Genomic DNA, 26,073 nt, shown 5'->3' on the forward strand with positions numbered 1-26,073 from the left:
CAGCGCTTTCCGCCGTACGCGGACAGCCGTACGCCATGATCAGGCTAGCCCCTGCCGTGGTGGCGCGCCCCGGCGGACCCGTCCGTACGGCTGGCTGCCGGACGGCGCGTGGACCCCGGGTACGCTGCGCTCTGCCCCCGATCGCCGTTGAGAGGCAGTACACCCGTGACCTCTTTTGCCCCGGCCGTCCGGAATCATCGCCGGACCGCGCTCGCCGTCGTGCTCTGCGGCGGGCTCGTCGCGGCCCTCACCGCCTGCGCGGGCGAGGACCCGGACCAGGGGACCAACGGGATCGGGAAACTCTCGGCCGAGCAGATCGACACCAGGACCCGGGCGGCGGCGGACAGCGCCGACGGCGTACGGCTGGCGGGCACCCTGGTCAGCAAGGGCGGCACTTACATGCTGAACATGAAGCTCAGCGACAAGGGCGGCACCGGGTCGGTCTCCTCCAGCAAGCGGAGCTTCGTCCTCCTGCGGATCGAGGACGCACTCTTCATCAAGGCCGACGCCGACTTCTGGAGCCACGAGGAGGACGGCAAGGCGGGCCGCTCCGACCAGGAGGCCGCCGAGAAGCTGGGCGGCAAGTACGTGAAGGTGCCCGAGGACGACCCCAGCTACCGCCAGCTGCGCGGCTTCACCGACAAGAAGGTCCTGCTGGACGGCCTGCTCACGCTGCACGGCACCCTGAACAAGGGCGCCCGGGACACCGTCACCGGCCACCGCACCATCCAGCTCCTCGGTGGGAAGGGCGAGGGCGGCGCGCTGGACGTGTCCCTGGAGGGCAAGCCGTATCCGGTACGGGTGGCGCGCGGCGGCGGCGGGGGCACCGTCACGCTGGCCGACTGGGGGCGCGCGGTCGCGCTGGAGGCCCCGCAGGACGACGACACCGTCGACTACGGCGGCAAGCTCCCGAAGTCCTCCGGCTGACCTTCAGACACCCCCTAGCGGCGCCGCTTCAGCAGCAGCCGGGGAAGCCCGGCCGGTACGGGCCGCCGGGTGGTCGCCGCCGTCGGCAGCGGGGCGGCGGCCAGCGAGGTGTCCGGCAGATCCGTGCTGACCGCCTCGGGCGTCAGGCGCACCACCGCGCACTCCCGCGCCCACCGCTCCGCCATCACCTCGGCGTCCGGCGCGTTGAGCCGCTTGCCCTTCAGCTCGGCGACGGCCGCCTCCCACTCCTCGGAGTGCGGTGCCAGCACCCGTACCGCCGCCGTCCAGGCGACCAGCCGGCCGCCCTTGTCCTTGCTGCGTACGGTCACCTCGGCGCTCCCGCCGTCGGCCAGGCCCTCCGGCAGCGGCTGGTCGCCCGGACCGTCCCCGACGAGGTGGGCCGCGCCCTCGTGCCAGACGTGCCACACCGCGCGGGCGGGCCCGGTGGCGCGGACCCAGACGAGGCCGGACTTCTTCGTGGCCTCCTCGACGAGGGCCTTCTCCAGCAGGGCGGCGGCAGCATCAGTCATGGGCGGGAGCTTAGTCCGGCGCGGTCACAGCCAGCCGTTGCGCTTCAGGATGCGGTGGATGGAGAAACAGACCGCACCGATGAGGCCGAGCACCAGCGGATAGCCGTACTTCCACTCCAGCTCCGGCATGTAGTCGAAGTTCATGCCGTAGACCCCGCAGATCATCGTGGGGACGGCGATGATCGCCGCCCAGGAGGTGATCTTGCGCATGTCCTCGTTCTGGGTGACGGACGCCTGCGCCAGATTGGCCTGGAGGATCGAGTTCAGCAGCTCGTCGAAGCCGATGACCTCCTCCTGCACCCGGGCGAGGTGGTCGGCGACGTCCCGGAAGTACTTCTGGATGTCCGGGTCGATGAGCCGCATCGGCCGCTCGCTGAGCAGCTGCATCGGCCGCAGCAGCGGCGAGACGGCCCGCTTGAACTGCAGCACCTCCCGCTTGAGCTGGTAGATCCGCCCCGCGTCCGAACCGCGCCGGCCGCCCTTGGCCGGAGTGGAGAAGACATCGATCTCCACCTCGTCGATGTCGTCCTGCACCGCCTCCGCCACCGCGATGTACCCGTCGACCACATGGTCGGCGATGGCGTGCAGCACGGCCGACGGGCCCTTGGCCAGCAGCTCCGGGTCGTCCTGGAGACGGTGGCGCAGCGCGCGCAGCGAGCCCTGGCCGCCGTGCCGGACGGTGATGACGAAGTCCCGGCCGGTGAAGCACATCACCTCGCCGGTCTCCACGACCTCGCTGGTCGCGGTCAGTTCGGCGTGCTCCACGTAGTGGATGGTCTTGAAGACGGTGAAGAGCGTGTCGTCGTACCGCTCCAGCTTGGGCCGCTGATGGGCGTGGACGGCGTCCTCCACGGCGAGCGGGTGGAGTCCGAACTCCCGGGCGATGCCAGCGAATTCCTCCTCCGTCGGCTCGTGCAGCCCGATCCAGGCGAAGCCGCCCTTCTCGCGTACCTCCAGCATCGCCTCGTGCGGCGTCGGGGTCGCGCCGCCTTCCAGCCGGGTGCCGTCGCGGTACACCGCGCAGTCGACGACGGCGCTGGAGGCGGACGGGTCGCGGGTGGTGTCGTACGCGCTGTGCGGAGCGCTGTTCTTACGGAGGGAGGGACGCAGGGACGGGCGCACGGCAGCGCGCAGGTCACGGATCATCGACATGGCTGGCTCCTTCACGGAGGGCCGTCGGCGAGGGCGTGGAACAGCCCGGAATGGGGACGTGCGCTCACGTCCGCAAAGCGGGCTCCACCGCGCGGGCGCGATGACGGCGTTCGCAACAGACAGGCAAAAGGGTGTTCGCAACAGACAGGCAGAGAACGAGAGACTCTTCCGCGGATTTCCTGGTGCTCTTCGCGGTGCGAACGACCGTCGGACGGGTCGTCGGGGATGGCCGACGAGGCGTCAGTTCAACGGGAAGTCCAGCGAGAAGTTCAAAGGGAACAGCGGTACGCGGAAGAGTGATCGGTACTGCACGGTCGACTTGGATCCATAGCAGTCCCCACCTCCTCCGGCCGGTCCCCCGTGGGGGACGACGTGTCGTCGGGACAAAGAGAGCGACGCTTCTGCGTGCTGTCCCGACCGGCGGCCAGGCTATCAGCCGTCCCGAGTGAATCCCCTACTTTGCCCATTCCGCGCGCACTCTATGCTCGCCGGATGGCAGAAATTCTCGCTCTGGTCGAAGCCCGGCTCCGCTCGGCCCTCGGAGAACCGGACGCCCGCGCCGATGTGACGTTCCTCGGTACGGACCGTATCGAGGTGCTCCGCTTCCTCGACGGCGATGTGGTGCGCTACGCCACGCTCGGCATGTCCGCGCAGCCCATGGCCGATCCCACAGCACCGCTCGCCGACCCGGTGAAGGGCCCGCGCGCCGAGCTGGTCCTGTCGGTACGGGCGGGGCTCGCCGACACCGACCAGGTGCTGCGGCCGCTCGCCGTGCTGGCCGCCTCGCCGCAGGTCGAGGGGCTCATCGTCGCGCCGGGCGCGTCGCTGGACCTGGGCGATCCGCTCTGGCCCGGCGCGCCGTTCACCTCGGTGCTGGTCGCGGAGTCCGGCGGGCTGGTGGAGGACCTGGAGCTGGACGAGCCGATGGACCCGGTCCGCTTCCTGCCGCTGCTGCCGATGACCCACAACGAGGCCGCCTGGAAGCGGGTGCGCGGGGCGCAGGAGCTCCAGGAGCGGTGGCTGACGCACGGTACGGACCTGCGCGACCCGCTGCGCACGTCCGTACCGCTGGACTGAGGTCCCTTTTCACGTTGTTCACCGGTCGGCGAAGACCGTCACGCTGTCCTCCAGGGCGTGGACCGGCTCCAGCTCCTCGGCCTCGTGGACCAGCGCCGTACGCCGTACGCCGACGACGGCCGCGCCGACCAGCGCGGCGAGCGCGGCCACCACGAACGGGATGTGGACGTCGCTCCACTCCTCGATCTTCGGAGCGAGGAAGGGCGCGGCGGCCGCGGCGAACCAGCGGACGAAGTTGTATCCGGCGCTCGCCACCGGGCGCGGCGCGTCCGAGACGCCGAGGGCCAGTTCGGTGTAGACGGTGTTGTTCATGCCGATGAAGGCACCGGAGACGATCGTGGCGACGACGGCCGTCGCGTGGTTCCCGTAACCGAGGATCAGCAGGTCGGCGGCGAGCAGTACCAGTGAGGCCCCGAGCACCTTGAGCGAGCCGAAGCGGCGCTGGAGGCGCGGGGCGACGAGCACGGAGAAGACCGCGAGCAGCAGGCCCCAGGCGAAGAAGACCGCACCGGACTTGTACGGGGTCATGTCCAGCACGAACGGTGTGAACGCCAGGATCGTGAAGAAGGCGTAGTTGTAGAAGAAGGCCGAGGCCGCCACCGAGGCCAGCCCGCCGTGGCCCAGCGCCTTCACCGGGTCGAGCAGCGAGGTCTTGACGGCGGGCTTCGGCTGCTCCTTGAGGAACGCGGCGATGCAGAGGAAGCCGATCGCCATCAGCGCCGCCGTACCGAAGAACGGGTAGCGCCAGCTGGCGTCCCCGAGCAGCGCGCCGAGCAGCGGCCCGCACGCCATGCCGAGGCCGAGCGCCGACTCGTACAGCAGGATCGCCGCGGCGCTGCCGCCCGCCGCCGCTCCGACGATCACCGCGAGCGCGGTGGAGACGAAGAGTGCGTTGCCGAGGCCCCAGCCGGCCCGGAAGCCGACGAGTTCGGCGACCGAGGACGAGGTGCCGGAGAGCGCGGCGAAGACGATGACGAGCGCGAGGCCGGCCAGCAGCGTCTTGCGGCCGCCGATGCGGCTGGAGACGAAGCCGGTGACGAGCATGGCGACGGCGGTGATCAGGAAGTACGAGGTGAAGAGCAGCGACACCTGACTCGGTGAGGCGTCCAGACCCTGGGCGATGGACGGCAGGATCGGGTCCACCAGGCCGATCCCCATGAACGCGACCACCGAGGCGCCGGCCGTGGCCCAGACGGCCTTCGGCTGGCGCAGGATGCTGGGTGGAGCGGCCCCTTCGTCGAACGGGTCCGCTCCCGGCATGGTCCGGCTTTCCGGCATGGGCTGAACTCCTTCTCTCCTCCAGATCGATGCGTTATGCACAGAATAAGTTAGACCCACTAATAAATGCAAACTACATCTATTTTCCCCGGTCGCAGCCACGCTGCGGACGGGTGATCGTCCTTGACGCGGCGACCGGCGGGGAGGACCGTGGGGCTCTATGAGGGGCGAACCCAGTTGCCCGAAGTGCGGTGGCCGGGTCAGGGCGCCCGGTCTCTTCGCCGACGCCTGGCAGTGCTCCGCGCACGGCCAGGTGCACCCGATGCAGCCGGTCGTCCCGCCGAGCGTCGAGGCGCTCGGCGTCGTGGTGCACCGCTCGCAGGTGCCCGTCTGGATGCCGTGGCCGCTCCCCGTCGGCTGGCTGTTCACCGGTGTGGCGAGCGCGGGCGACGACCGCAGCGGCGGCCGCGCGACCGTGGTGGCCTGCTCGGGTCCGGGCCCGTTGGGCGGTATGGGTGAACTGCTGCTCGTCGCGGAGGAGCTGGGCGTCGGACTCGGTGCGCGGTACGCCGGAATCGCGGGCCCCGATCCGGGCCACCACCTGGACGTCGACTCCGCGCCCGACGCCAAGGTGCACGCCGCCGGCCGCCCCACCCCGCTCTGGCACGTCAAGAACGCCCCGGAGGACCGGGCGGTCTTCGCCGGCGAGGCGCGCGGGCTGTGGCTGTGGGCGATCCTGTGGCCGGAGCAGTCGGGGCTGCTGCTGTACGACGAGGTGGTGCTGACCGACCTGCGTGACGCCGGGGGAGAGGTGGACCTCGTCCCGTGCGGCGCGCTGACTCCGCGCCTGCTGGCCGCGCCGGAGGCGCCGCCGCGACAGGGGACGGGCGAGCGCTAAAGGCAGGCGGCAGTTTGACGACAGGCCCTAGGGGGTGTGCGGCGGATCAGGGCCGGATGGGCCCTAGATCACGCCGGAACAGGGCTGATACCGGCCGGGGGCCTGGTGTGCGGCGGTTATCCTTGAGCGGTCCCCCGTCCGCCCGCGAGCCCTGGAGTCAGCCGTCGTGCGTATCGACCTGCACACCCACTCCACCGCGTCGGACGGTACGGACACCCCCGCCGAGCTGGTCGCGAACGCCGCCGCCGCGGGCCTGGACGTCGTCGCGCTCACCGACCACGACACCGTCGGCGGTCACAAGCAGGCCATCGACGCTCTGCCCGAGGGCATCACCCTCGTCACCGGCGCCGAGCTCTCCTGCCGGGTCGACGGCGTGAGCATGCACATGTTGGCGTACCTCTTCGACCCCGCCGAACCCGAGCTGGAGCGCGCCCGCGAGCTGGTCCGCGACGACCGGGTGCCGCGCGCCCAGGAGATGGTCCGCAAGCTCCGGGCGCTCGACGTACCCATCACCTGGGAACAGGTCGCCCGGATCGCCGGGGACGGCTCGGTCGGCCGTCCGCACGTCGCCGCCGCCCTCGTCGAAGCGTGCGTCGTCGACACGGTCTCCGACGCCTTCACGTCCGACTGGCTCGGCAACGGCGGCCGGGCGTTCGCCGAGAAGCACGAGTTCGACCCCTTCGACGCGGTCCGGCTCGTCAAGGCGGCGGGCGGCGTCACCGTCTTCGCCCACCCCGGCGCCTCGAAGCGCGGTGCGACGGTCCCCGAGACCACGATCGCCGCGCTCGCCGCCGCGGGCCTCGACGGCATCGAGGTCGACCACATGGACCACGACGAGCCGACCAGGGCCCGGCTGCGCGGCCTCGCCCGGGAGCTGGGGCTCCTGCCCACCGGCTCCAGCGACTACCACGGCAGCCGAAAGACCGTCGGGCTCGGCGCGTACACCACCGACCCCGAGATCTACGGCGAGATCACCCGGCGCGCCACGGGAGCCTTCCCGGTGCCGGGCGCGGGCGGAACCGGCCGCCGCTGAGCCCTCCCGGGGTTGCTCCACCTCACCACGTCCCATTCCTCCCGCGCCCCTCACCCCTGCCGTCGTACGCCGACGGCCGCCGGCCGGGCCCGCGCGCCTCCGTACCGCCCGCTCATCTCTCGCAAGGCTCACTGTGTTCGACGTCGCTGTCTTCGGATCCCTTTTTCTCACTCTTTTTGTGATTATGGATCCGCCCGGAATCACTCCGATCTTCCTGGCCCTCACCGCGGGCCGTCCTGCCAAGGTGCAGCGCAGGATGGCCCTCCAGGCCGTCGCGGTCGCCTTCGGCGTGATCGCCGTCTTCGGTCTGCTCGGCCAGCAGATCCTCGACTACCTGCATGTCTCCGTACCCGCCCTGATGATCGCGGGCGGTCTCCTGTTGCTGCTCATCGCGCTGGACCTGCTGACCGGCAAGACGGACGAGCCGACGCAGACCAAGGACGTCAACGTGGCGCTCGTACCGCTGGGCATGCCGCTGCTCGCCGGTCCCGGTGCGATCGTCTCGGTCATCCTGGCCGTGCAGCACGCCGATGGCTTCGGCGGCCAGCTCTCCGTCTGGTCGGCGATCGCGGCCATGCACGTGGTGCTCTGGTTGGCGATGCGCTACTCGCTGGTGATCATCCGGATCATCAAGGACGGCGGCGTGGTCCTGGTGACCCGGCTGGCCGGAATGATGCTCTCGGCCATCGCCGTACAGCAGATCATCAACGGCGTCACCCAGGTCGTCCAGACCTCCTGAGCCCGCCCCCCCCCCCGCACACCACAGCGCCCCCGCACGGTCCTTCCGTGCGGGGGCGGCTTGCCTTCGGTGGTGCGTGGCGCGTTACGAAGCCGCGCTCTCGGCCGGCCGGATGTAGATCCGCTGGCCGATGGCCGCGGCCTGCCGCACGATCCGGTTGACGGAGGCGGCGTCCACGACGGTGCTGTCCACGGCGGTACCGTCGACGTCGTCGAGTCGCATGATCTCGAAGCGCACAGGGCTTCCCTTCGTCTCGTCGGTTCCTTGCATGTAACAACGGCTTGCCTGGTACAAACATTCCCTACGCTAAGGAAATTTTTTGGATGTCTAAGTACCCGGCGGATATCGTCGAGCGTCTCGACCGCACCAACGAGCTGCTCCAGCGCATGCTCGTGGAGGTCTCCAAGACCCCTTCCACCCACGCCATCTTCGTGGACGCGGGCTATGTGTACGCCGCGGCCGGACTGCTCGTCACCGGCACCGAGGACCGCCGCTCCTTCGATCTCGACGCCGAAGGGCTGATCGAGGCCTTCATCGACCGGGCCCGCACGATCTTCGCGGACAGCCGGCTGCTGCGCGTGTACTGGTACGACGGAGCCAGACGCCGCATCCACACCACCGAGCAGCAGGCCATCGCCGAACTCCCCGACGTCAAGGTGCGGCTCGGCAACCTCAACGCCAACAACCAGCAGAAGGGCGTCGACTCCCTCATCCGCACCGACCTGGAATCGCTCGCCCGGCACCGCGCCATCAGCGACGCGGCCCTCGTCGGCGGCGACGAGGACCTGGTCTCGGCGGTCGAGGCGGCCCAGGGCTACGGGGCGCGCGTCCACCTCTGGGGCATCGAGGCCGGCGAGGGCCGCAACCAGGCCGAACCGCTGCTCTGGGAGGTCGACAGCCAGCGCACCTTCGACCTGGACTTCTGCCGCCCGTACGTCACCCGGCGCCCGGTCACCACGTACGAGGACGACACCCCGGCACCCTCCCGGGAGGACGTCCGCTTCGTCGGCGCCCAGATCGCCGCCGCCTGGCTCGCCGCCCGCGGCCGCGAATCCCTCGCCGACCTGCTGCCCGGCCACCCCTACCTGCCGGGCTCGGTCGACCAGGACCTGCTGGTGGAGGCCGAACGCCTGCTCCAGCACTCGCTGCGCGGCCACGCGCACCTGCGCCGGGCGCTGCGCGACGGCTTCTGGCAGCACCTGCAGTCGCAGTACTGAGCCTCAGGAGGCCGGAACACCGTCCCAGAACGCGGCGAGCGCCTCGGCGGTCTCGCGCGGGCGGGCGGTGTTGGGGGAGTGCTCGGCGCCGGCGATCGTGGTGCGGTGCGCGCCGAGCCGCCGGGCCATCGCGTCGAACTGCTCCACCGGCCATACGTCGTCGCGCTCGCCGGACAGGACGTGGACGGGCAGCCCGAGGGCGGCCAGCTCGTCCACCCGGTCCGGTTCGGCGGAGAGCTGGGCGCCGGTGGCGATCAGCTGCGCAGGATGGTGGCGCAGCCAGCGGCGGCGCATGTCCTCGCCGTCGCCAGTGTCCGCGTCCTGCGGCGGGTCCAGGGCCCGCATCGCCTCCCACACCTCGTCCATGGTGAGCACGGAGAGCGCGTCGCTCAGCATCTTCACCTTGTCCCGCTGGGCGGCGACGACCTCGGCGGGGCCGGAGGACATCAGCGTCAGAGAGCGGAACGGGGTGGCGTCGAGCAGGACGGCGGCGCGGGCGATCTGGCCGCCGAGCGAGTGCCCGAGCAGGTGCAGCGTCCCGTCGCCGCCGGTCAGAGCGGCGGCCTGCGCGAGTACGTCACGGGCCAACTCCCCTTGCGCGTAAGCCTCCTGGTGATCCGTCCCTTCGGACTCGTACTGCCCTCGGCCGTCCACGGCGACCACCCGGTACCCGGCCGCGCACAGCGGTTCGAGCAGCGCGATGAAGTCCTCCTTGCTGCCGGTGTACCCGGGCAGCAGGAGTGCGGTGGCGCGTGCGGGAGCGTTCGCCGGTACGGCGTCCAGGACGGCGAAGTCCCGCCGCTCGGTGCGCAGGACACGGGAGGTGGCACAGGCGGGCGGCGTGAAGGTGGGCGGGCGGCTCATGGGGCCGAGGCTATCGCCGCTACCGGACCGGGGCACCACCGGGCAGCGAGAAGGCCCCGGCCCCCGCGGTTGCGGGGACCGGGGCCTCAAGCGGTCCGGCCGGACCGTCAGCTCTCGGTCGTCACCGTGGCCTTGCCCGCGGCGCGGGTGGCGCGGCGGCGGCGGGGCTTCGCCTCGGCGGCGGCCTCGCTCACCACGGCCTCGGCCTCGGAGACCACGGCGGCCTCCTGGGTCGCGGTCGAGGTGACGCTGCGGGTCGCCCGGCGGCGGCGCGGCTTGGCCTCGGCCTCGGCGGCGGCCGGAGCCTCCGGCGTAACGGCTTCGACGGGGGCCGCGGCCTTCGCGCGCGACGCCCTCTTCGGCTTCGACGCGGTCTCCGTACCGGCTTCGGCCTGGGAACCCTTGGCGGCCTTGGCCGCCTTGGGGGCAGCCTCCGCCTTCGGCTTCGACTCCGCCTTCGACTCCGCCTTCGGGCGGCTCGTGGCGCGGGCCGGACGGCGGCGGGTCTTCGACTCGGGCTCCGGCTCGGAGGCCGGGGCGATCTGGAAGTCCACCTCGTCGGCCGGCTTCACGATCCGGGCGCGGCGGCGCGGCTTCGTCGCGACCGGCTCGGCGACCGGCTCCGCGATGCCCGCGGCGGCGGCCACGGTCTGGAACCCGGCCTCCACCGGAGCGGCGGCAGCGGGAACCTGAGCCACGGCCTCGGCCACCGGCTTCGCGGCGCGGCTGCGGCGGCGGCGCGGCTTGGCCTCACCGACGGTCTCCGCGACCGGCTCGGCCGCGACCACGGCGGCCACGGTCTCGGCAGCCGTGGCCACCGGAGCGGCAGCCACCGGGGCCGGAGCCTCGGCGACCGCCACGGCCGCCTCGGTCACGGTCTCGGCAGCGCTGTTCCGCGTACGGCGACGGCGGCGCGGCGTGCGCGGAGTCTCCGGAGCCTCGTCACCGGCCGGGGAGACCGGCGCGGCCTCCTTGGCGGGTGCGGGCACCGTCGCGGCGCCTTCCTCGGAGGATCCGCCACGGGTGCGGCGGCGCTGACGCGGCGTACGCGTACGCGGCTCGCGCTCCTCACGGGCCTGAGCCGGGGCGGCGGACTTGCGGCCGCGGCCACCGGTCTCGCCGAGGTCCTCGACCTCCTCCGCGCGCAGACCGGCACGGGTCCGGTCGGCACGCGGCAGCACACCCTTGGTGCCCGCCGGGATACCGAGCTCCTCGAAGAGGTGCGGCGAGGTGGAGTACGTCTCCGGCGGGTCCGGGAACTTCAGGTCCAGCGCCTTGTTGATCAGCTGCCAGCGCGGGATGTCGTCCCAGTCGACCAGCGTGATCGCGATGCCCTTGGCGCCCGCGCGGCCGGTGCGGCCGATGCGGTGGAGGTAGGTCTTCTCGTCCTCCGGCGACTGGTAGTTGACGACGTGGGTCACACCCTCGACGTCGATGCCGCGCGCGGCGACATCGGTGCAGACGAGGACGTCGACCTTGCCGTTGCGGAAGGCGCGCAGCGCCTGCTCACGGGCGCCCTGGCCGAGGTCGCCGTGGACCGCGCCGGAGGCGAAGCCGCGCTTCTCCAGCTGCTCGGCGATGTCGGCGGCCGTCCGCTTGGTCCGGCAGAAGATCATCGCCAGCCCGCGGCCGTCGGCCTGGAGGATGCGGGCGAGCATCTCCGGCTTGTCCATGTTGTGCGCGCGGTAGACGTGCTGGACCGTGTTCTTGACGGTCGTGCCCTCGTCGTCGGGCGAGGTGGCGTTGATGTGGGTCGGCTGCGACATGTAGCGGCGGGCGAGGCTGATGACGGCACCGGGCATGGTGGCCGAGAACAGCATCGTCTGGCGCTTGGGCGGCAGCATCGTGATGATGCGCTCGACGTCGGGCAGGAAGCCCAGGTCCAGCATCTCGTCGGCCTCGTCGAGGACGAGCCCGCGGATGTGGGAGAGGTCGAGCTTGCGCTGGCCCGCCAGGTCCAGCAGACGGCCCGGGGTGCCGACGATCACGTCGACGCCCTTCTTCAGGGCCTCGACCTGGGGCTCGTACGCCCGGCCGCCGTAGATCGCGAGAACGCGGACGTTCCGGACCTTGCCGGCGGTCAGCAGGTCGTTGGTGACCTGCTGGCACAGCTCACGGGTGGGAACGACGACGAGCGCCTGCGGCGCGTCGGTCAGCTGCTCGGGCGTGGCGCGCCCCGCCTCGACGTCGGCGGGGACGGTCACGCGCTCCAGGAGGGGGAGTCCGAAGCCGAGCGTCTTGCCGGTGCCGGTCTTGGCCTGGCCGATGACGTCGGAGCCGGAGAGCGCTACGGGAAGCGTCAGCTCCTGGATGGGGAAGGGGGACATGATGCCGACTGCCTCAAGGGCTTCGGCCGTCTCGGGGAAAATGCCGAGGTCGCGGAACGTAGTCAGGGTGCTGCCTCTTCTGTGAAGCGCGGTCCGAGGCGAACGCTGGGGGTCGTACCGTGCCGGGGTTGGTCATCCGGCCGTGGATGGGCCGGGTGGCGCGGGACCACTGCCGTCGCTCGAGCGCTCGTGCCGCTGAGGGGGCCCCTCATCTGCAGTCGTACGTGGCGTACGCACCGCGTGGAGGGCTGTCGGGTCGGAGCCGATCGGGCCACCGACCGGGCATCCTCATTCAAAGGACGCGCCCCTGGCACAGGAAAATGCTCAGTAAGCGCAATACCACTGTACCCCGGATTCGCGCATGTGTGTTGGACGAATTCATCGGATCGGTGTGATGTCCGCTTCTCGCCGGGCCGTTCCGTCCCTCGTCCGGCGGGCTATTGTGCGGTTCATGGAGACGCCTGACAACGCCACTGACCACCCCGAAGAAGCGCCCGGAGCGACCGGAATCGCCGCCCAGGACTGGGCCACCGCCTCCGCGGAGCCGCAGTACCGCGCCGCCGTCGTGGACCTGCTGGGCGCCCTCGCCTACGGCGAGCTGGCGGCCTTCGAGCGCCTCGCCGAGGACGCGAAACTCGCGCCGACCCTCGGGGACAAGGCGGAGCTGGCGAAGATGGCCGCCGCCGAGTTCCACCACTTCGAGCAGCTGTCCGACCGGCTCGCCGCGATCGACGAGGAGCCGACCGCCGCGATGGAGCCGTTCGCCAAGGCGCTGGACGACTTCCACCGCCAGACGGCGCCGTCCGACTGGCTGGAGGGCCTGGTCAAGGCGTACGTCGGTGACTCGATCGCCAGCGACTTCTACCGGGAGGTGGCGGCCCGGCTCGACACCGACACCCGCTCCCTGGTCCTCGCCGTGCTCGACGACACCGGCCACGGGAACTTCGCCGTGGAGAAGGTGCGCGCCGCGATCGAGGCCGATCCCCGGCTCGGCGGGCGGCTCGCGCTCTGGGCCCGCCGGCTGATGGGCGAGGCGCTGTCGCAGGCCCAGCGGGTGGTCGCCGACCGCGACGCGCTCTCGACGATGCTGGTGGGCGGCGTCGCGGACGGCTTCGACCTGGCGGAGGTGGGCCGGATGTTCTCCCGGATCACCGAGGCCCACACCAAGCGCATGGCCGCGCTGGGACTGGCCGCGTAATACCGGGCCTTGTGCCGGGCCTTACTGGGCCGCCGCCGACCTCGTGAGGCGGCGGCCGCGCGGGCGGATCAGCAGAGACAGCGTCACCGCCCCGACGAAGACGGCGCCGATCAGGGTCGCCACGCCATGGCCGGGACCCAGCGCCGAGTGCGTGAGGAAGGCTCCGAACACCGCCCCCAGCGCACCGGTGAGATAAACAGCACGGGCGGAGGGGAGCCGGTCGGCCAGTGAGCGGACGGCCGCCCAGGCCAGGACGAGTCCGAGCACGGCGGCGCCGAAGGATTCCCAGATCACTAAGGATCACCTCGCGGGGGTGTGCGGGGCGGGCAAATCGGTCGTAGGCGGTACTACCCCTGGCCCGCGCCGTGCAACCCTCCGCCGGGCCGGGGAAACCCTTACGGGTACGGCCGGGCCCGTCACGGCATGAGGGATCTTCGCGCAGGGCATACGGGAGCGGCCCGGCGGGAAGATCCCGCCGGGCCGCTCCCGTGCTCACCGCGTCCTGTGGACTACAGCGCGCCGAACCCCACACGCCGTGCGGTCGGCTCACCGATCTCCACGTACGCGATCCGGTCGGCCGGCACCAGGACCTTGCGGCCCTTGTCGTCCGTGAGGCTCAGCAGCTCCGCCTTGCCGCCCAGTGCGGCGGCGACCGCGCTCTCGACGTCCTCGGCGGAAAGCCCGCTCTCCAGAACGATCTCGCGGGGCGTGTGCTGCACCCCGATCTTGACCTCCACGGCTATGTCCCTCCGACGGTCAGTCCCTGCGCGGCGAACCGCGCCGTACGCAGCCACATTAGCCCGGTGGGGCCACGGCTCACGGCCCGACCGGCAACGCCCGCAGCGAACACGCTCCGGGACACGGCCACGACAGGTGTCCGCGCCGCCCGGAGGGCGTCAGTGCTGCTGATCGACGCCGTGCAGCGGGAAGCCCGCGATGCCCCGCCAGGCCAGCGAGGTGAGCAGCTGCACCGCCGTGTCGCGCGGGATGCTGGAGCCGCTGGAGAGCCAGTAGCGCGCGACCACCTGCGACACGCCGCCGAGGCCGACCGCCAGGAGCATGGACTCGTCCTTGGACAGGCCCGTGTCCCCGGCGATCACGTCGGAGATCGCCTCGGCGCACTGGAGGGAGACCCGGTCGACCCGCTCGCGTACGGCGGGCTCGTTGGTCAGGTCGGACTCGAAGACCAGCCGGAAGGCGCCGCCCTCGTCCTCCACGTACGCGAAATAGGCGTCCATCGTCGCCTCGACGCGCAGCTTGTTGTCCGTCGTCGACGCCAGCGCCGTCACCACGGCCTGGAGCAGCGACTCGCAGTGCTGGTCCAGGAGGGCGAGGTAGAGCTCCAGCTTCCCGGGGAAGTGCTGGTAGAGCACCGGCTTGCTGACGCCGGCCCGCTCGGCGATGTCGTCCATCGCGGCGGAGTGGTAGCCCTGTGCGACGAAGACCTCCTGCGCGGCGCCCAGCAGCTGATTGCGTCGGGCGCGGCGGGGAAGACGCGTGCCCCGCGGGCGCGCTGCCTCTGTCTGCTCGATGGCGCTCACGCCGCCTCCCAAATGTGTGTTCCAGCACAGCCGATCCGTACACGCTGCGCCGTACAGCCATCGTACTTTTGGGTAACCCCGGTGCGCGCGGCGCGGACGCAGAATTTCACGGACCGGACGCGGGTGGAAGCCACAGTTCTCCGGGGCCCGGGACAAAGCGGGGCGGTCTACCGGTAATCGTCCTCGTCCAGCGGGATCACCCTGCGCTGTTCCGCCACATCGGCCTCGTTCGCGGCGGTCAGGTCCGCGTCCTCCACCGGCTCGTCGCCCTCGGGCCGTACGTCCGTCCGCTGCTCGGCGGCGTCCGCCTCCGGCGCTTCCGGGCCCGGTGTCCGCGGCTCGGCGCTCTCGAAGGTGTCCGGGTCGCTCGGGTCGACCGTCATGGTGACTCCCTTTCTTTCCCCGTGGCCGCTTCTCTTGAAGCGTAGGAGCAACACTCCTACCCCGCGATGCGTCCTGTGACCGCGAACACATGAACGGGGGCGTGATCGTCTCGTAACATTGGCGCATGTCTTCGACCGAGCTGCCGGGTGCCCAGGCCGTCGCCGCCGCGGTGGCTCCCACGGTCAGCGCCGTCCAGATCGCCGAGGGCGAGCGGCTGCGCTCCGTGGCCCTTCCCGGGCTCACGCTGACCGTCCGTTCCCGGCCCGCCGACCGGACGGGTCTGGCCCCCGCGCTCTTCGTGCACGGGCTCGGCGGCTCCTCGCAGAACTGGTCGGCGCTGATGCCGCTGCTGGCGGACGTGGTCGATCCCGACGCCGTCGACCTGCCCGGATTCGGCGACTCGCCGCCGCCGGACGACGGCAACTACTCGATCACCGGCCACGCCCGTGCGGTGATCCGGCTGCTCGACGCCGGCGAGCGCGGTCCCGTCCACCTGTTCGGCAACTCCCTGGGCGGCGCGGTCGCCACCCGGGTCGCCGCCGTCCGCCCCGACCTGGTGCGCACCCTCACCCTGATCTCGCCCGCACTGCCTGAGTGGCGGGTGCAGCGGCCCGCCGTACCGACCGGCCTCCTGGCGGTGCCGGGGGTCGCTCCGCTGTTCGCCCGGCTCACGAAGGGGTGGACGGCGGAGCAGCGGACCCGCGGAGTCATGGCACTCTGTTACGGCGATCCGGAACGGGTCTCCGACGAAGCCTTCCGCAACGCGGTGGCCGAGATGGAGCGCCGGCTGGAGCTGCCGTACTTCTGGGACGCGATGACGCGTTCGGCCCGGGGCATCGTGGACGCGTACACCCTGGGCGGCCAGCACGGACTGTGGCGCCAGGCCGAGCGGGTGCTCGCACCGACCCAGCTCGTGTACGGCGGACGGGACCAGCTCGTCTCGTACCGGATGGCGCGCAGGGCGGCCGCGGCTTTCCGCGACGCCCGGCTGCTGACCCTGCCCGACGCGGGGCACGTGGCGATGATGGAGTACCCGGAGGCGGTCGCCCAGGCGTTCCGGGAACTGCTGGACGATTGCGGCGGGAGCTGATCCGGGGCGTGGGACGACACAGCCGAAAGGGCGCCGAGGCCACCCGCCCGGACGCCGCAGCGGCGGATCCGGGCGGCCGCCGCGCCGTACCCCGCCCCGCCTCCGGCAGCGGCCGGCGCAGGCGCCAGGGCTCCGCGCCCTCCGCCGACGGGCACGCACCGCACCCGGACACCGCGTTCCTCGACGCCCCTTACCCGGCCGCGCCCTTCCAGGACGCCCCCCAGGTGCGCGGCGGCCACCCCGAGCAGCACGAGCCGGGCGGCGGCTGGGGCACCGGGCCCCACGCGTACTCCCCGAGGCAGCCGCACGAAGGCGCCGCCTCCTCGTACGCGCAGCCGTACGGCGCACCGGGCCGCCAGGACCAGGACGGTGAAGCCCGCGAACAGGCCGTGGCCCGTCAGGTGTCCGCCCAGCGGGCCGCCCAGCGTGCCGCCGACGGGCGGACGGCGCGTCAGCCGGCCGCCGATCCCGGGGCGATGCCGGGCCCGCGCCGCGAGTTCGTCGACGCCTTCGACGCCGACGCGCCCGCCTCGGCCGTCACCTCCGAGACCTCCGACGCCGGGCCTCCGGCGGGGCCCGATGACGGTACGGACGGCGACCCCGCCGAACGGCCTGAGCCCAAGGGCGGCAAGGGGCGGACCTTCACCGGGATCGCCGCAGCCGCGGTGACGACCGTGCTCGCGGTCGTGGTGGCCGGCCAGGTCGCCGAGGACTCCGCCGGCCGGACGGCGGCGGCGGAGCGGGCGGCCGGTGTCGACCGGGAGGCCGGCGAGGGCGCCTCGCGCTCGGACGCTCGCCCGACACCCGATCAGCCCGCCACCAGGCCCCCCGAGGTCAAGCCCCTGTCGTACGCCGCCAAGATGGCACAGGCCTTCCCGCTCGCCGCCGACCTCAAGGCGACCGGTGCGTTCGAAGCCGTTCCCGGACTGGCGAAGGCGCCCGGGAAGGGGCAGAAGTACCGCTACCGGATCGATGTCGAGAAGGGTCTCTCCCTCGACGCCGGCCTCTTCGCCGAAGCCGTCCAGAAGACGCTGAACGACGACCGGAGCTGGGCGCACAACGGGGTGATGACCTTCGAGCGGATCTCCTCCGGGAGCCCGGATTTCGTGATCACGCTCGCCAGTCCCGGGACGACCGGTGAATGGTGTGCGAAATCCGGTCTGGACACGACGGTCCAGAACGTCTCGTGCGATTCCGCCTCGACCGACCGGGTGATGATCAACGCCTATCGGTGGGCCCAGGGTTCCGCCACCTTCGGTCCGAAGAAGATGCTGGCCTACCGTCAGATGCTCATCAACCACGAGGTCGGCCACCGGCTCGGGCACGATCACGTGAGCTGCCGCACGCCCGGCGCTCCGGCCCCGGTGATGCAGCAGCAGACCAAGTCCCTGGACATCGACGGGATCAAGTGCAAGCCCAACCCCTGGGTATATCCCGGTAGTTGAGGACACTCTCCGCGCCCGGACCCGGGTCGCCCGGCGGCTCGCCGGACGGCGCGCAGGGGCTGGCCGCAGCCTGACCCTCCGTAACAACCGACCGCTGTATCGCGACGGAACGCGACCGGCACCGGAAAGTTACGACGGTTCACCCCTTTCGGTGGCGCGACGGACAACCGTCCGTCGCGCCACCGGCGTATCCGCTTACGGTCGTCCCGCTGAGAGTCGCCGTTCCAACGGCGGCCGCCCACAAGGGAGATCGGGGGTGTACTCGTGCGGATCGGACTGCTCACCGACGGTGGTCATCCGTATGCGAACGGTGAGTCCGGGCTCTGGTGCGACCGGCTGGTGCGCGGGCTGCCGCAGCACGAGTTCGACCTCTTCGCACTGAGCCGCTCCGCCCACCAGGAGGACCAGGGCTGGGTCCGGCTGCCGCACCACGTCAGCCGGGTACGCACCGCGCCGCTCCGGATCCCCGAGGACGGCACTCCGCGCGGCAGCGGTGAACGCGGCCTGCTCGCCAGGCTGGTGACCGGCGGAGGCGTCTCCTACGGGCGCCGCGACCGCAGGCGTTTCGCCGGCCATCTGCGGGCGCTGGCCACCGCGGTCTGCGCCACCGAGGACGCCGGTACGGAACCGGCCACCGACGGAGGGCTCTTCACCGAGGGCTTCTACGGACTGGCCGAGCTGGCCCGGGAGCGCGGCGGACTCCACCTGGCCCTCCGCTCCGAGACCACCGTACGGATCCTGGAGGCCGCATCCCGCGCCCGGGGCGCTGGCCGGACCGTGCAGAGCGCCACCGTCGTGGACCACCTCGCCTTCGCCGCCGAACTGGAGCGCGTCCTGCGCCCGCTCTCGCTCGACTGGTACGCCCCCGAGAGCCTCGGAGCGGTCGACCTCTGCCACGCCGTGTCCGGCGGAGCGGCCGCGATTCCGGGGCTGCTGGCCAAACGCTTCTTCGGTGTGCCGCTCCTGGTCACCGAGCACGGCGTGCCGCTCCGCGCGCACCACCTCGCCGCGCCCCGGGCGCCCTTCGGCGCTCCGGTGCGCGCCCTCCTCGCCCGCTCCCACGGTCTGCTGGCCGCCGAGGTCTACCGCCAGGCCGCGGTCATCACCCCCGGCAACACCCACGTCCGCCGCTGGCAGCAGCGGTGCGGCGCCGACCCGGCCAAGCAGCGCACGGTCTACCCGGGCATGGCGGCCGGGCGCTTCGCGACGGTCGGCGAGGACGACGACGCGGGCGGCCCGGACACGCTGGTCTGGGTCGGCCGGATCGAGCCCGCCAAGGACCTGATCGCCCTGCTCCACGCCTTCGCCGAGGTCCGCCGCGCCGAACCGGACGCCCGGCTGCGGATCTTCGGCGTGCCGGCGGACGGGGACGAGGGCGCCACGTACCTCGCGCACTGCCGGTCGCTGGCCGCCCAGCTCTTCCCGGACGAGGCCACCGGCGCCCACACCGAGGGCGTCAGCCCGGTCACCTTCGAGGAGATCGGCGGGCCCGAAGTGCCCGGCCTCGCCCAGGCGTACGCGGCGGGCGGCGTGACCGTGCTCTCCAGCGTCGTCGAAGGCTTCCCGATCAGCCTCGTCGAGTCGATGTTCTGCGGCCGGGCCACGGTCTCCACGGATGTCGGAGCCGTCGTCGAGGTCATCGGCGGCACCGGCCTGGTGGTGCCCCCGCGCAACCCCCGGGCGCTCGCGGACGCCTGCATCGCGCTGCTGCGCGACCCCGAGCGCCGGGCGCGCCTGGGCGCGGCGGCGCGGGCCCGCGCGCTCGAACTCTTCACCGTCGAACAGAACCTCGCGGCATTTCGCGGCATTTACCTGGAGCTGATCTCGCACGCGCCGGTGCGCCGGGAGGCCGACACGGTGGACGCCGACGGCGAGCCCCTGCTCTTCGCCACCCCGGCGGAGTCCCGCCTCCTCGGCCACTGGACCCAGCCCCAGCCCTCCGTGACCGGCGCTCGGGTGCCGAGCTCGGCCGACGAGGCGGAGCCGGAGGGGGAGTGCGGCGCGGAGACCGCCCGGCGGGCCGAGCCCGTGTGCGTCCGCGCGGCCACCTGCGGACGGGAGGACGGCGATGCGTGACCACGAGACCGGTCCCGGCCACGGAGACCACCGCCCGACGCCTCGTCCGGAAGCCGGCCCGGAAGTCGGTCGGGAAGACGGTCCGGACGTCGGTCCGGAGGACACCGTCGTGCCTGCCCGGACCGCTGGGCCCGCCGCCGTGTCGCCGGAAGCCCCCGAGCCCGGAACCCGCGCCACGGCCGTATCCGACCGCCCCGCCGAGATCGCGCCGCGCGCCGTGCGCCGCAGGCCCGCAACCCCCGTACGCCGAGGCCCCGCCGACCCCGTGAAGTCCCTGCTGCACCACCACCGCGACCTGTGCGAACGGGCCGTGAGTCCACTGGAGATCGCCGCCGGTCTGGAGGCCCGCGGGCTCACCGACCGGACCGCCGCCCGCTACCGCCACCGGGACGTGTTCGCGCTCGCCGAGGAGCTGTACGCCCGCACCCCCGCCGGGCCCCCACCCGCCGGGCCTCCGCCGCCCGGGCCCGACACCGAGGCCCGCGCCGGGTGGACGCTGCTCGCGCTGCTCCCCGGTGCCGCCTGCCTCGCCACCGCCGGGCTGCTCCGGGTCACCGAAGGGGCGCTCGGCGGGGGAGCGCGGGCCGCCGTGACCCTCACCGGCGCACTCCTGGCGTACCTCGCGCTCCGGCTCTGCCTGGGCCGCGGGCCCCTGCGCGCGACCGAAGGAGCGGGCCGCGCCGGGATGTACGCCTGCTGGCTCCTGAGCTTCGCGGTGTACGGCGAAGGGCTGATCGGCCAGGTCGTCAGCGGCGGGCCGGACGGGCCGTGGGAGGCCGACCCGGCCCCGTTGCTCGGGCTCACCGCCGCCATCGCCCCGGCGGCCTGGTGCGCGCACCTCTTCACCGTGCGGGCCCACCGCAAACTCACCGGAAGCCGCGCACTGGAGGAGTTCGGCGCCGGAGTTCGCCCCCTGCTCCTGGCCGCCGTCGCGCTCTTCCTCTGCGCCCTGCTGCCCCTGCTGTTGCTGGCCGGCCTCGGCCTCGGCTCCCAGGGACTGCCGGCCGCGGCCGCCGCCCTGGGGGTGCTGTTCTTCCTGGCCCGGCTGCTCGCCGCGCACGGACTGCCCGAGCCGGGCACCGTCGCGCTCGCCGCCGCCTGTGCCGTGGAGGCCGTCGCCCCCGCCCTCGTCCTCGCCGGCCGGCTGCCCGGCCTCGAACCCCTGGCCCGGCCCGTCCACGCCCTCGTGGCGGCGGGCGGCCCGGGCGCCGTCCCCGCCCTCGCCTGCGGAGCGGCGGCGCTCGGACTCCTGGTCCACGCCTCCGCCGCCCTCTCCCGCGCCTCCGCACACAGCAGGGCGTGACCGACCCCCGTACCCCCGCAGGAAGACCGCCGCCACCAGAACCGCACCACCGCACCACCGCACCACCCCCGCGGAGCCGACGCCGCGGGCCCTGTCCGACACCACGCCGACCGGCGAACCGACCCACCAAGGAGAAACCCGCCATGACCCCCCAGTCCCCCGCACCGGCAGCCCGCCGTCGGCACCGAGGCGGTGCGCGATGAGGGTGCTGCTGCTCGGAGCCAACGGATTCCTCGGCCGCTTCGTCGCCGACCGGCTGCTCGCCGACCCCGCTGTCCACCTCACGGCCCTCGGGCGCGGCGACGACGCCGACGTCCGGTTCGACCTCGCCGGCGGCAGCCCGGGAGCGCTCACCCGCTTCCTGGACGCCGTCCACCCCGGAGTCGTCGTCAACTGCGCGGGCGCCACCCGCGGCGGCGCCCGCGACCTCACCCGCCACAACACCGTCGCCGTCGCCACCGTCTGCGAGGCCCTGCGCCGCAGCGGCTGCGGCGCCCGGCTCGTCCAGGTCGGCTGCGCCTCCGAGTACGGTCCCTCGCAGCCCGGCTCCTCCACCGCCGAGGACGCCATCCCGCGCCCCGGCGGCCCGTACGGCGTCAGCAAGCTCGCCGCCACCGAACTGGTCCTCGGCTCGGGCCTCGACGCCGTCGTGCTCCGCGTCTTCTCGCCCGTCGGCCCCGGCACCCCGGCGGGCTCCCCGCTGGGCCGGCTCGCCGAGGCGATGCGCCGGGCCATGCAGTCCGGCGACGGCGAGCTCAAGCTGAGCGGCCTCGGCGTGCAGCGGGACTTCGTCGACGTACGGGATGTGGCGCGGGCCGTCCACGCCGCCTCGCTCTCCGCCGCGCAGGGCGTCGTCAACATCGGTACCGGGCGCGCCGTCCGGCTCCGCGACGCCGCCGCCGTACTGGCCAGGGTCGCCGGATACGCCGGCGCACTCCACGAGCTGGACACGCCCCCCGCGCGCCTGCCGATCGGCGCCCCGCGCACCTCCGCCGAGTCGGTGATGGAGCACCTCTCCGCGACCCCGTCGCCGTACCCGGACGGCTGCGGGGCCTGGCAGCAGGCCGACGTCCGCACCGCGCGGGACCGGCTCGGCTGGCGGCCCCGGATCAACCTGGAGGAGTCGCTCGCGGACATCTGGATGGAGGCGGCGTGCCGCATCTGACCGCTCCCGCCGACGCCCGCAGGACCGCCGGCGGCGAACAGTTCGGCTTCGGTGTCCCCGGCTACGCCCACCCGCTGCTCGCCCCGGCCGAGTGGGCCGAGCTGATCCGCCCCGGCACGCCGCTGCACTGGGCCGTCCTCAACATCGCGGAGGGCCCCGGCACCCGGCCCGACCCGCACTGTCTGGAGGTGGCCGGAAGGCTCCGCAACGCCCGGGAACGCGCGCTGCACGGCGAGGCCCCGGACGACTCCGTACGCGCCTGCGGCGGCCGGCTCCTCGGCCACCTCGACCTGGCCCACGGCAACCGGCCCTTCGACGAGCTGATCGCGGACGCCCGGGCCTTCATCGACTGGTACCGGGTGGGCGGCTTCTACCTCGCCCGCTGTCCCGCCGACCGGGCCGAACTCCCCGGCGTACGCCGTCTCACCGGCATGCTCCACGCGCTCCTCGCGGAGAGCGACAGCGCGGACGACGGCGGCCGCCTCGTCCTCGGCCACGGGACCCACCCGTACCCCGGATACGCCGAGGCCGCCGACCAACTGGTCACCTTCCAGGGGCCGTGGACCGACTACCGCTGGTCACAGGTGGCCGAGTGGACGGCGGACTACCCGCCGGAGCGGTTCGCGCACTTCGTCCACGGGGTGCCGCGCACCCATCTCGACGAGGCGATGCGCGTCGCCCGCTGGCAGGGCGCCGGGACGATCTTCTTCACGGACCGGGGCGGGCGGAGCGGCGACGGACGGAGCGGACAAAGCGATCCATTCGCGGCGCTGCCCAGGTACTGGGACGAAATCGTCTCGCGGATCGGACCCGGTATCTCGGAATGAGAAGGGGCGTGGCAGTGTTACCGGAAGAACAACCGTGCGTAGTCGATGTACGCGCAGTCGATGTACGCAAATCCGACCACCTGCATTGTTGAGGTTCCTGTGTCGCTGCCACCCCTGGTCGAGCCGGCCGCCGAGCTCACCGTCGACGAGGTCCGCAGGTACTCCCGCCACCTGATCATCCCGGATGTCGGGATGGACGGGCAGAAGCGCCTGAAGAACGCCAAGGTGCTCTGTGTGGGCGCCGGCGGCCTCGGCTCTCCGGCCCTGATGTATCTCGCCGCGGCCGGTGTCGGCACGCTGGGCATCGTGGAGTTCGACGAGGTCGACGAGTCGAACCTGCAGCGCCAGATCATCCACAGCCAGGCCGACATCGGCCGGTCCAAGGCGCAGTCGGCCAAGGACTCCGTGCTGGGTATCAACCCGTACGTCAACGTGGTCCTGCACGAGGAGCGGCTCGAAGCCGACAACGTGAAGGAGATCTTCGCCCAGTACGACCTGATCGTGGACGGCACGGACAACTTCGCCACCCGCTATCTGGTCAACGACGCGGCCGTTCTGCTGAACAAGCCGTACGTATGGGGCTCGATCTACCGCTTCGACGGCCAGGCCTCCGTGTTCTGGTCCGAGCACGGCCCCTGCTACCGCTGCCTCTACCCGGAGCCGCCGCCGCCGGGCATGGTCCCCTCCTGCGCCGAGGGCGGCGTGCTGGGTGTGCTGTGCGCGTCGGTCGGCTCGATCCAGGTCACCGAGGCGATCAAGCTGCTCGCCGGCATCGGCGACCCGCTGGTCGGCCGTCTGATGATCTACGACGCCCTGGAGATGCAGTACCGCCAGGTCAAGGTCCGCAAGGACCCCGACTGCGCGGTCTGCGGCGAGAACCCGACCGTCACCGAGCTCATCGACTACGAGGCCTTCTGCGGCGTCGTCTCCGAGGAGGCCCAGGAAGCGGCGGCCGGCTCCACGATCACTCCCAAGCAGCTCAAGGAGTGGATCGACGGCGACGAGAAGATCGAGATCATCGACGTCCGCGAGCCGAACGAGTACGAGATCGTCTCGATCCCGGGCGCCAAGCTGATCCCGAAGAACGAGTTCCTCATGGGCAACGCGCTCCAGGACCTTCCGCAGGACCGCCGTATCGTCCTGCACTGCAAGACGGGTGTCCGCAGCGCCGAGGTCCTCGCGGTCCTCAAGTCGGCGGGCTTCGCCGACTCGGTGCACGTCGGCGGCGGCGTGATCGGCTGGGTCAACCAGATCGAGCCGGAGAAGCCGATCTACTAGAACGTCACGCGGTTCAGGTAAAGGGGGGCCGGTCCACCTCAGGTGGACCGGCCCCCCTTTTTTTGCCGTGCGCGTCACCCGCAGGTCATGCCGTACTCCGGGACCTTCCCGTCCAGGAAGTAGCTGTCGACCGCCTCGGTCACACAGTCGCCCTCGCCGTACGCCCCGTGCCCCTCGCCCTTGTTGGTGAGCATGATGCCGACGCCCTTGCCGAGCTCGTCCGCCATCCGCTGCGCCCCCTCGTACGGCGTGGCCGGGTCACCGGTCGTGCCGATGACCAGGATCGGGCCCGCCCCCGGCGCGCTGGTCTCCGGCGTCTCGTGCTCGCCGTCGACCGGCCACTGCGCGCACCAGCCCGCCGTGTCCCAGGCCAGGAACGGCCCGAACACGGGGGAGAGCCTGCGGAACTCCGGCAGCAGCGCGCGGGCCTCGTCCACCGTCGGGCGGGCCTTGGAGTCGGCGCAGGAGATCGCCCGCTGGGAGTGGGCCTGGGTGTCGTAACGCCCGTTCTCGTCCCGTCCGTTGTACGAGTCGGCGAGCTGGAGCAGGCCGTCGCCCGTGCCCTTGTTCTCCGCCTCGTCCAGGGCGGCGGTCAGCGTGGGCCAGTTGGACCGCGAGTAGAGCGGGGTGACGATGCCGGTGAGGGCGAGGGACTCGGTCAGCTCGCGGCCGGACGCGGTGGGCAGCGGCTTCCGATCGATGCCGGCCAGCAGCCGGGCGATGCGCTCCGAGGCCGCCTTCGGGTCCTGGCCGCGGTCCTTGAGGTAGTTCTCCAGGGCGCGCTGGAAGCCCCTCGCCTGGTTGCGCGCGTGCCCGACGCCGTCGGCCGTCGGGTCGACGACCGCGTCCAGCACGGTGCGGCCCACGTTCTGCGGGAAGAGGTGCGCGTACGTCCCGCCCAGCTCCGTACCGTAGGAGAAGCCGAAATACGACAGCTTGTCGTCGCCGAGGACCTGGCGGATCAGGTCCAGGTCGCGGGCGGCGTTGGACGTGCCGACGTGCGGGAGGACCTTGCCGGACCGGCGCTCGCACCCCGCGCCGAAGTCGGCGCCGTCCTTGAGGAACACCGTCTCCTCGGCCGCCGTGTCCGGGGTCAGGTCGACGCTCCGGAGGGCCTGTTCCTGCTCCTCGTCGGTGCGGCAGTTCACCCCGGAGCTGGCCGCGACCCCGCGCGGATCGAACCCCACCAGGTCGTAGCGGGAGTTGAGCTTCTCGTACGAGGAGGCCGCGCGCGGCAGTATCTCGACGCCCGAACCGCCCGGACCGCCGAAGTTGAACAGCATCGAGCCGAGCCGGCGGTCCTTGTCCCGGGCCTCCTTGCGGATCAGCGCGATGGAGATCGTCTCGCCGGACGGCTTCGCGTAGTCCAGGGGCACCTTGACGCTCGTACAGCGCCATTCGGAGCCGGGCGCCCCGCCGTTGCGCGGGGGCTTGCAGCGCTGCCAGTCGGGGCGCTGCGAGGTGAGCGCTGCGGGCAGGGGCGGGGTCTTCGGCGTCTCCTTCAAGCCCGGGGACGGTGAGGCGGAGGTGTCACCGGGGCGGCCGTCCGCGGGCGCGTCCGGCTCCGGCTCCGTGGACAGCAGGCCGCAGCCCGCGAGCAGTCCCGCCGCCAGCAGGCCCGCTCCCGCCCGTACCGCCACTCGGTGCGCACGCATGATCCGCATTCCCTCCCCGTGGCCCGCAGCCGCTGGTGAAGCGTCGGGCGCTTGCGATGTCCCGCCATGCTAATCGGCGCCTCTGACAGGGCGTCGGGAGCCGGGTCACAGATCGGGAGCCGGGTCACA

The 26,073-nt window shown here is 72.5% G+C and carries 25 protein-coding genes; 14 read left to right on the plus strand and 11 right to left on the minus strand.

The genetic code is table 11. The annotated features are described in order from the left end of the window. Positions 1 to 165: 165 nt before the first annotated feature. The gene (locus ACQP09_RS24080; protein ID WP_433402950.1) at positions 166 to 927 is read left to right on the plus strand and encodes a hypothetical protein; all 762 of its coding nucleotides are present in this window, start codon (positions 166 to 168) and stop codon (positions 925 to 927) included. Between the two features lie 14 nt (positions 928 to 941). On the opposite strand, the gene ACQP09_RS24085 is transcribed toward ACQP09_RS24080, so the two are convergent. Continuing rightward, positions 942 to 1,457 carry a hypothetical protein gene (locus ACQP09_RS24085; RefSeq protein WP_433402953.1) on the minus strand — a complete coding sequence of 172 codons (516 nt, stop codon included), beginning with the start codon at positions 1,455 to 1,457 and terminating at the stop codon, positions 942 to 944. A 24-nt stretch (positions 1,458 to 1,481) separates the two neighbouring features. Beyond that, positions 1,482 to 2,609, minus strand: a complete 1,128-nt coding sequence (locus tag ACQP09_RS24090) for a magnesium and cobalt transport protein CorA (protein WP_433402955.1) — start codon at positions 2,607 to 2,609, stop codon at positions 1,482 to 1,484. A gap of 492 nt (positions 2,610 to 3,101) precedes the next feature. Here ACQP09_RS24090 and ACQP09_RS24095 point away from each other — a divergent pair, with 492 nt between their 5' ends. After that, the gene (locus ACQP09_RS24095) at positions 3,102 to 3,686 is read left to right on the plus strand and encodes a suppressor of fused domain protein (RefSeq protein ID WP_433402958.1); all 585 of its coding nucleotides are present in this window, start codon (positions 3,102 to 3,104) and stop codon (positions 3,684 to 3,686) included. An 18-nt stretch (positions 3,687 to 3,704) separates the two neighbouring features. Here ACQP09_RS24095 and ACQP09_RS24100 read toward each other — a convergent pair whose 3' ends face one another. Beyond that, a complete protein-coding gene (locus ACQP09_RS24100; protein ID WP_433406747.1) occupies positions 3,705 to 4,946 on the minus strand; it encodes an MFS transporter in 1,242 nt (413 codons plus the stop codon). A 178-nt stretch (positions 4,947 to 5,124) separates the two neighbouring features. Between ACQP09_RS24100 and ACQP09_RS24105 the strand changes: the two genes are divergently transcribed. The 3 genes from ACQP09_RS24105 (at position 5,125) to ACQP09_RS24115 (ending at position 7,574) form a co-directional block, all read left to right on the plus strand. Beyond that, complete coding sequence (locus ACQP09_RS24105) at positions 5,125 to 5,802, plus strand: DUF6758 family protein (protein WP_433402960.1); 678 nt, start codon at positions 5,125 to 5,127, stop codon at positions 5,800 to 5,802. Between the two features lie 166 nt (positions 5,803 to 5,968). Beyond that, complete coding sequence (locus ACQP09_RS24110) at positions 5,969 to 6,835, plus strand: PHP domain-containing protein (protein WP_433402963.1); 867 nt, start codon at positions 5,969 to 5,971, stop codon at positions 6,833 to 6,835. A gap of 133 nt (positions 6,836 to 6,968) precedes the next feature. Next, the gene (locus ACQP09_RS24115) at positions 6,969 to 7,574 is read left to right on the plus strand and encodes a MarC family protein (RefSeq protein ID WP_433402966.1); all 606 of its coding nucleotides are present in this window, start codon (positions 6,969 to 6,971) and stop codon (positions 7,572 to 7,574) included. An 84-nt stretch (positions 7,575 to 7,658) separates the two neighbouring features. Here ACQP09_RS24115 and ACQP09_RS24120 read toward each other — a convergent pair whose 3' ends face one another. Next, positions 7,659 to 7,796 (minus strand): hypothetical protein, encoded by a 138-nt coding sequence (locus ACQP09_RS24120; RefSeq protein WP_404060773.1) that lies wholly within the window; start codon positions 7,794 to 7,796, stop codon positions 7,659 to 7,661. 101 nt (positions 7,797 to 7,897) lie between these two features. Between ACQP09_RS24120 and ACQP09_RS24125 the strand changes: the two genes are divergently transcribed. Beyond that, entirely contained in the window at positions 7,898 to 8,791 is an 894-nt protein-coding gene (locus ACQP09_RS24125; RefSeq protein WP_432152658.1) for an NYN domain-containing protein, read from the plus strand. 3 nt (positions 8,792 to 8,794) lie between these two features. Here the strand turns inward: ACQP09_RS24125 and ACQP09_RS24130 are convergent, their stop codons facing one another. Together ACQP09_RS24130 and ACQP09_RS24135 are read right to left on the minus strand one after the other, a co-directional pair. Continuing rightward, positions 8,795 to 9,655: an alpha/beta fold hydrolase gene (locus ACQP09_RS24130; protein WP_433402969.1), complete on the minus strand. Its 861-nt coding sequence runs from the start codon at positions 9,653 to 9,655 to the stop codon at positions 8,795 to 8,797. Positions 9,656 to 9,762: 107 nt separating this feature from the next. Further along, positions 9,763 to 11,982 carry a DEAD/DEAH box helicase gene (locus tag ACQP09_RS24135; protein WP_433402972.1) on the minus strand — a complete coding sequence of 740 codons (2,220 nt, stop codon included), beginning with the start codon at positions 11,980 to 11,982 and terminating at the stop codon, positions 9,763 to 9,765. A 451-nt stretch (positions 11,983 to 12,433) separates the two neighbouring features. On the opposite strand from ACQP09_RS24135, the gene ACQP09_RS24140 reads away from it, so the two are divergent. Continuing rightward, on the plus strand, positions 12,434 to 13,180 hold the full coding sequence (locus ACQP09_RS24140; protein WP_433402975.1) for a ferritin-like fold-containing protein: 747 nt from the start codon (positions 12,434 to 12,436) through the stop codon (positions 13,178 to 13,180). A 21-nt stretch (positions 13,181 to 13,201) separates the two neighbouring features. On the opposite strand, the gene ACQP09_RS24145 is transcribed toward ACQP09_RS24140, so the two are convergent. From ACQP09_RS24145 to ACQP09_RS24160, 4 genes are all read right to left on the minus strand, one after another. Beyond that, positions 13,202 to 13,474: a hypothetical protein gene (locus tag ACQP09_RS24145; protein WP_433402978.1), complete on the minus strand. Its 273-nt coding sequence runs from the start codon at positions 13,472 to 13,474 to the stop codon at positions 13,202 to 13,204. 215 nt (positions 13,475 to 13,689) lie between these two features. Continuing rightward, on the minus strand, positions 13,690 to 13,917 hold the full coding sequence (locus tag ACQP09_RS24150; protein WP_093693231.1) for a DUF3107 domain-containing protein: 228 nt from the start codon (positions 13,915 to 13,917) through the stop codon (positions 13,690 to 13,692). A gap of 159 nt (positions 13,918 to 14,076) precedes the next feature. Further along, positions 14,077 to 14,721 (minus strand): TetR/AcrR family transcriptional regulator, encoded by a 645-nt coding sequence (locus ACQP09_RS24155; RefSeq protein ID WP_030561100.1) that lies wholly within the window; start codon positions 14,719 to 14,721, stop codon positions 14,077 to 14,079. A 167-nt stretch (positions 14,722 to 14,888) separates the two neighbouring features. Beyond that, entirely contained in the window at positions 14,889 to 15,104 is a 216-nt protein-coding gene (locus tag ACQP09_RS24160; protein WP_433402982.1) for a hypothetical protein, read from the minus strand. A 125-nt stretch (positions 15,105 to 15,229) separates the two neighbouring features. Here ACQP09_RS24160 and ACQP09_RS24165 point away from each other — a divergent pair, with 125 nt between their 5' ends. The 7 genes from ACQP09_RS24165 to moeZ all read left to right on the plus strand — a co-directional run bounded on the left by ACQP09_RS24165 (position 15,230) and on the right by moeZ (position 24,289). Further along, a complete protein-coding gene (locus ACQP09_RS24165) occupies positions 15,230 to 16,195 on the plus strand; it encodes an alpha/beta fold hydrolase (protein ID WP_433402984.1) in 966 nt (321 codons plus the stop codon). Between the two features lie 8 nt (positions 16,196 to 16,203). Continuing rightward, positions 16,204 to 17,640: a DUF3152 domain-containing protein gene (locus tag ACQP09_RS24170; protein WP_433402987.1), complete on the plus strand. Its 1,437-nt coding sequence runs from the start codon at positions 16,204 to 16,206 to the stop codon at positions 17,638 to 17,640. A gap of 264 nt (positions 17,641 to 17,904) precedes the next feature. Beyond that, complete coding sequence (locus ACQP09_RS24175) at positions 17,905 to 19,716, plus strand: DUF3492 domain-containing protein (RefSeq protein WP_433402990.1); 1,812 nt, start codon at positions 17,905 to 17,907, stop codon at positions 19,714 to 19,716. A 109-nt stretch (positions 19,717 to 19,825) separates the two neighbouring features. Then, entirely contained in the window at positions 19,826 to 21,019 is a 1,194-nt protein-coding gene (locus ACQP09_RS24180) for a hypothetical protein (RefSeq protein ID WP_433402992.1), read from the plus strand. Positions 21,020 to 21,218: 199 nt separating this feature from the next. Continuing rightward, entirely contained in the window at positions 21,219 to 22,184 is a 966-nt protein-coding gene (locus ACQP09_RS24185) for an NAD-dependent epimerase/dehydratase family protein (RefSeq protein ID WP_031123076.1), read from the plus strand. Beyond that, a complete protein-coding gene (locus tag ACQP09_RS24190; RefSeq protein ID WP_433402995.1) occupies positions 22,172 to 23,011 on the plus strand; it encodes a spherulation-specific family 4 protein in 840 nt (279 codons plus the stop codon). Before ACQP09_RS24185 ends, ACQP09_RS24190 begins: the two co-directional genes overlap by 13 nt. 99 nt (positions 23,012 to 23,110) lie before the next feature. Further along, complete coding sequence (moeZ, locus tag ACQP09_RS24195; RefSeq protein ID WP_355877786.1) at positions 23,111 to 24,289, plus strand: adenylyltransferase/sulfurtransferase MoeZ; 1,179 nt, start codon at positions 23,111 to 23,113, stop codon at positions 24,287 to 24,289. Between the two features lie 74 nt (positions 24,290 to 24,363). Here moeZ and ACQP09_RS24200 read toward each other — a convergent pair whose 3' ends face one another. Further along, positions 24,364 to 25,944 (minus strand): alpha/beta hydrolase, encoded by a 1,581-nt coding sequence (locus ACQP09_RS24200; RefSeq protein ID WP_433402999.1) that lies wholly within the window; start codon positions 25,942 to 25,944, stop codon positions 24,364 to 24,366. Positions 25,945 to 26,073 lie beyond the last annotated feature (129 nt).

Origin of the sequence: Streptomyces sp. CA-146814 (assembly GCF_050942385.1) — a bacterium.
Classification (GTDB): Bacteria; Actinomycetota; Actinomycetes; order Streptomycetales; family Streptomycetaceae; genus Streptomyces.

Excerpts from the sequence above, each read along its gene's own strand:
- ACQP09_RS24095 (WP_433402958.1), top strand. The coding sequence starts at position 3,102 with ATGGCAGAAATTCTCGCTCTGGTCGAAGCCCGGCTCCGCTCGGCCCTC.
- ACQP09_RS24165 (WP_433402984.1), top strand. The coding sequence starts at position 15,230 with ATGTCTTCGACCGAGCTGCCGGGTGCCCAGGCCGTCGCCGCCGCGGTG.
- ACQP09_RS24120 (WP_404060773.1), bottom strand. The coding sequence starts at position 7,796 with ATGCGACTCGACGACGTCGACGGTACCGCCGTGGACAGCACCGTCGTG.
- ACQP09_RS24100 (WP_433406747.1), bottom strand. The coding sequence starts at position 4,946 with ATGCCGGGAGCGGACCCGTTCGACGAAGGGGCCGCTCCACCCAGCATC.
- ACQP09_RS24130 (WP_433402969.1), bottom strand. The coding sequence starts at position 9,655 with ATGAGCCGCCCGCCCACCTTCACGCCGCCCGCCTGTGCCACCTCCCGT.
- ACQP09_RS24085 (WP_433402953.1), bottom strand. The coding sequence starts at position 1,457 with ATGACTGATGCTGCCGCCGCCCTGCTGGAGAAGGCCCTCGTCGAGGAG.
- ACQP09_RS24185 (WP_031123076.1), top strand. The coding sequence starts at position 21,219 with ATGAGGGTGCTGCTGCTCGGAGCCAACGGATTCCTCGGCCGCTTCGTC.
- ACQP09_RS24135 (WP_433402972.1), bottom strand. The coding sequence starts at position 11,982 with ATGTCCCCCTTCCCCATCCAGGAGCTGACGCTTCCCGTAGCGCTCTCC.
- ACQP09_RS24090 (WP_433402955.1), bottom strand. The coding sequence starts at position 2,609 with ATGTCGATGATCCGTGACCTGCGCGCTGCCGTGCGCCCGTCCCTGCGT.
- ACQP09_RS24200 (WP_433402999.1), bottom strand. The coding sequence starts at position 25,944 with ATGCGTGCGCACCGAGTGGCGGTACGGGCGGGAGCGGGCCTGCTGGCG.
- ACQP09_RS24125 (WP_432152658.1), top strand. The coding sequence starts at position 7,898 with ATGTCTAAGTACCCGGCGGATATCGTCGAGCGTCTCGACCGCACCAAC.
- ACQP09_RS24160 (WP_433402982.1), bottom strand. The coding sequence starts at position 15,104 with ATGACGGTCGACCCGAGCGACCCGGACACCTTCGAGAGCGCCGAGCCG.
- ACQP09_RS24140 (WP_433402975.1), top strand. The coding sequence starts at position 12,434 with ATGGAGACGCCTGACAACGCCACTGACCACCCCGAAGAAGCGCCCGGA.
- ACQP09_RS24105 (WP_433402960.1), top strand. The coding sequence starts at position 5,125 with ATGAGGGGCGAACCCAGTTGCCCGAAGTGCGGTGGCCGGGTCAGGGCG.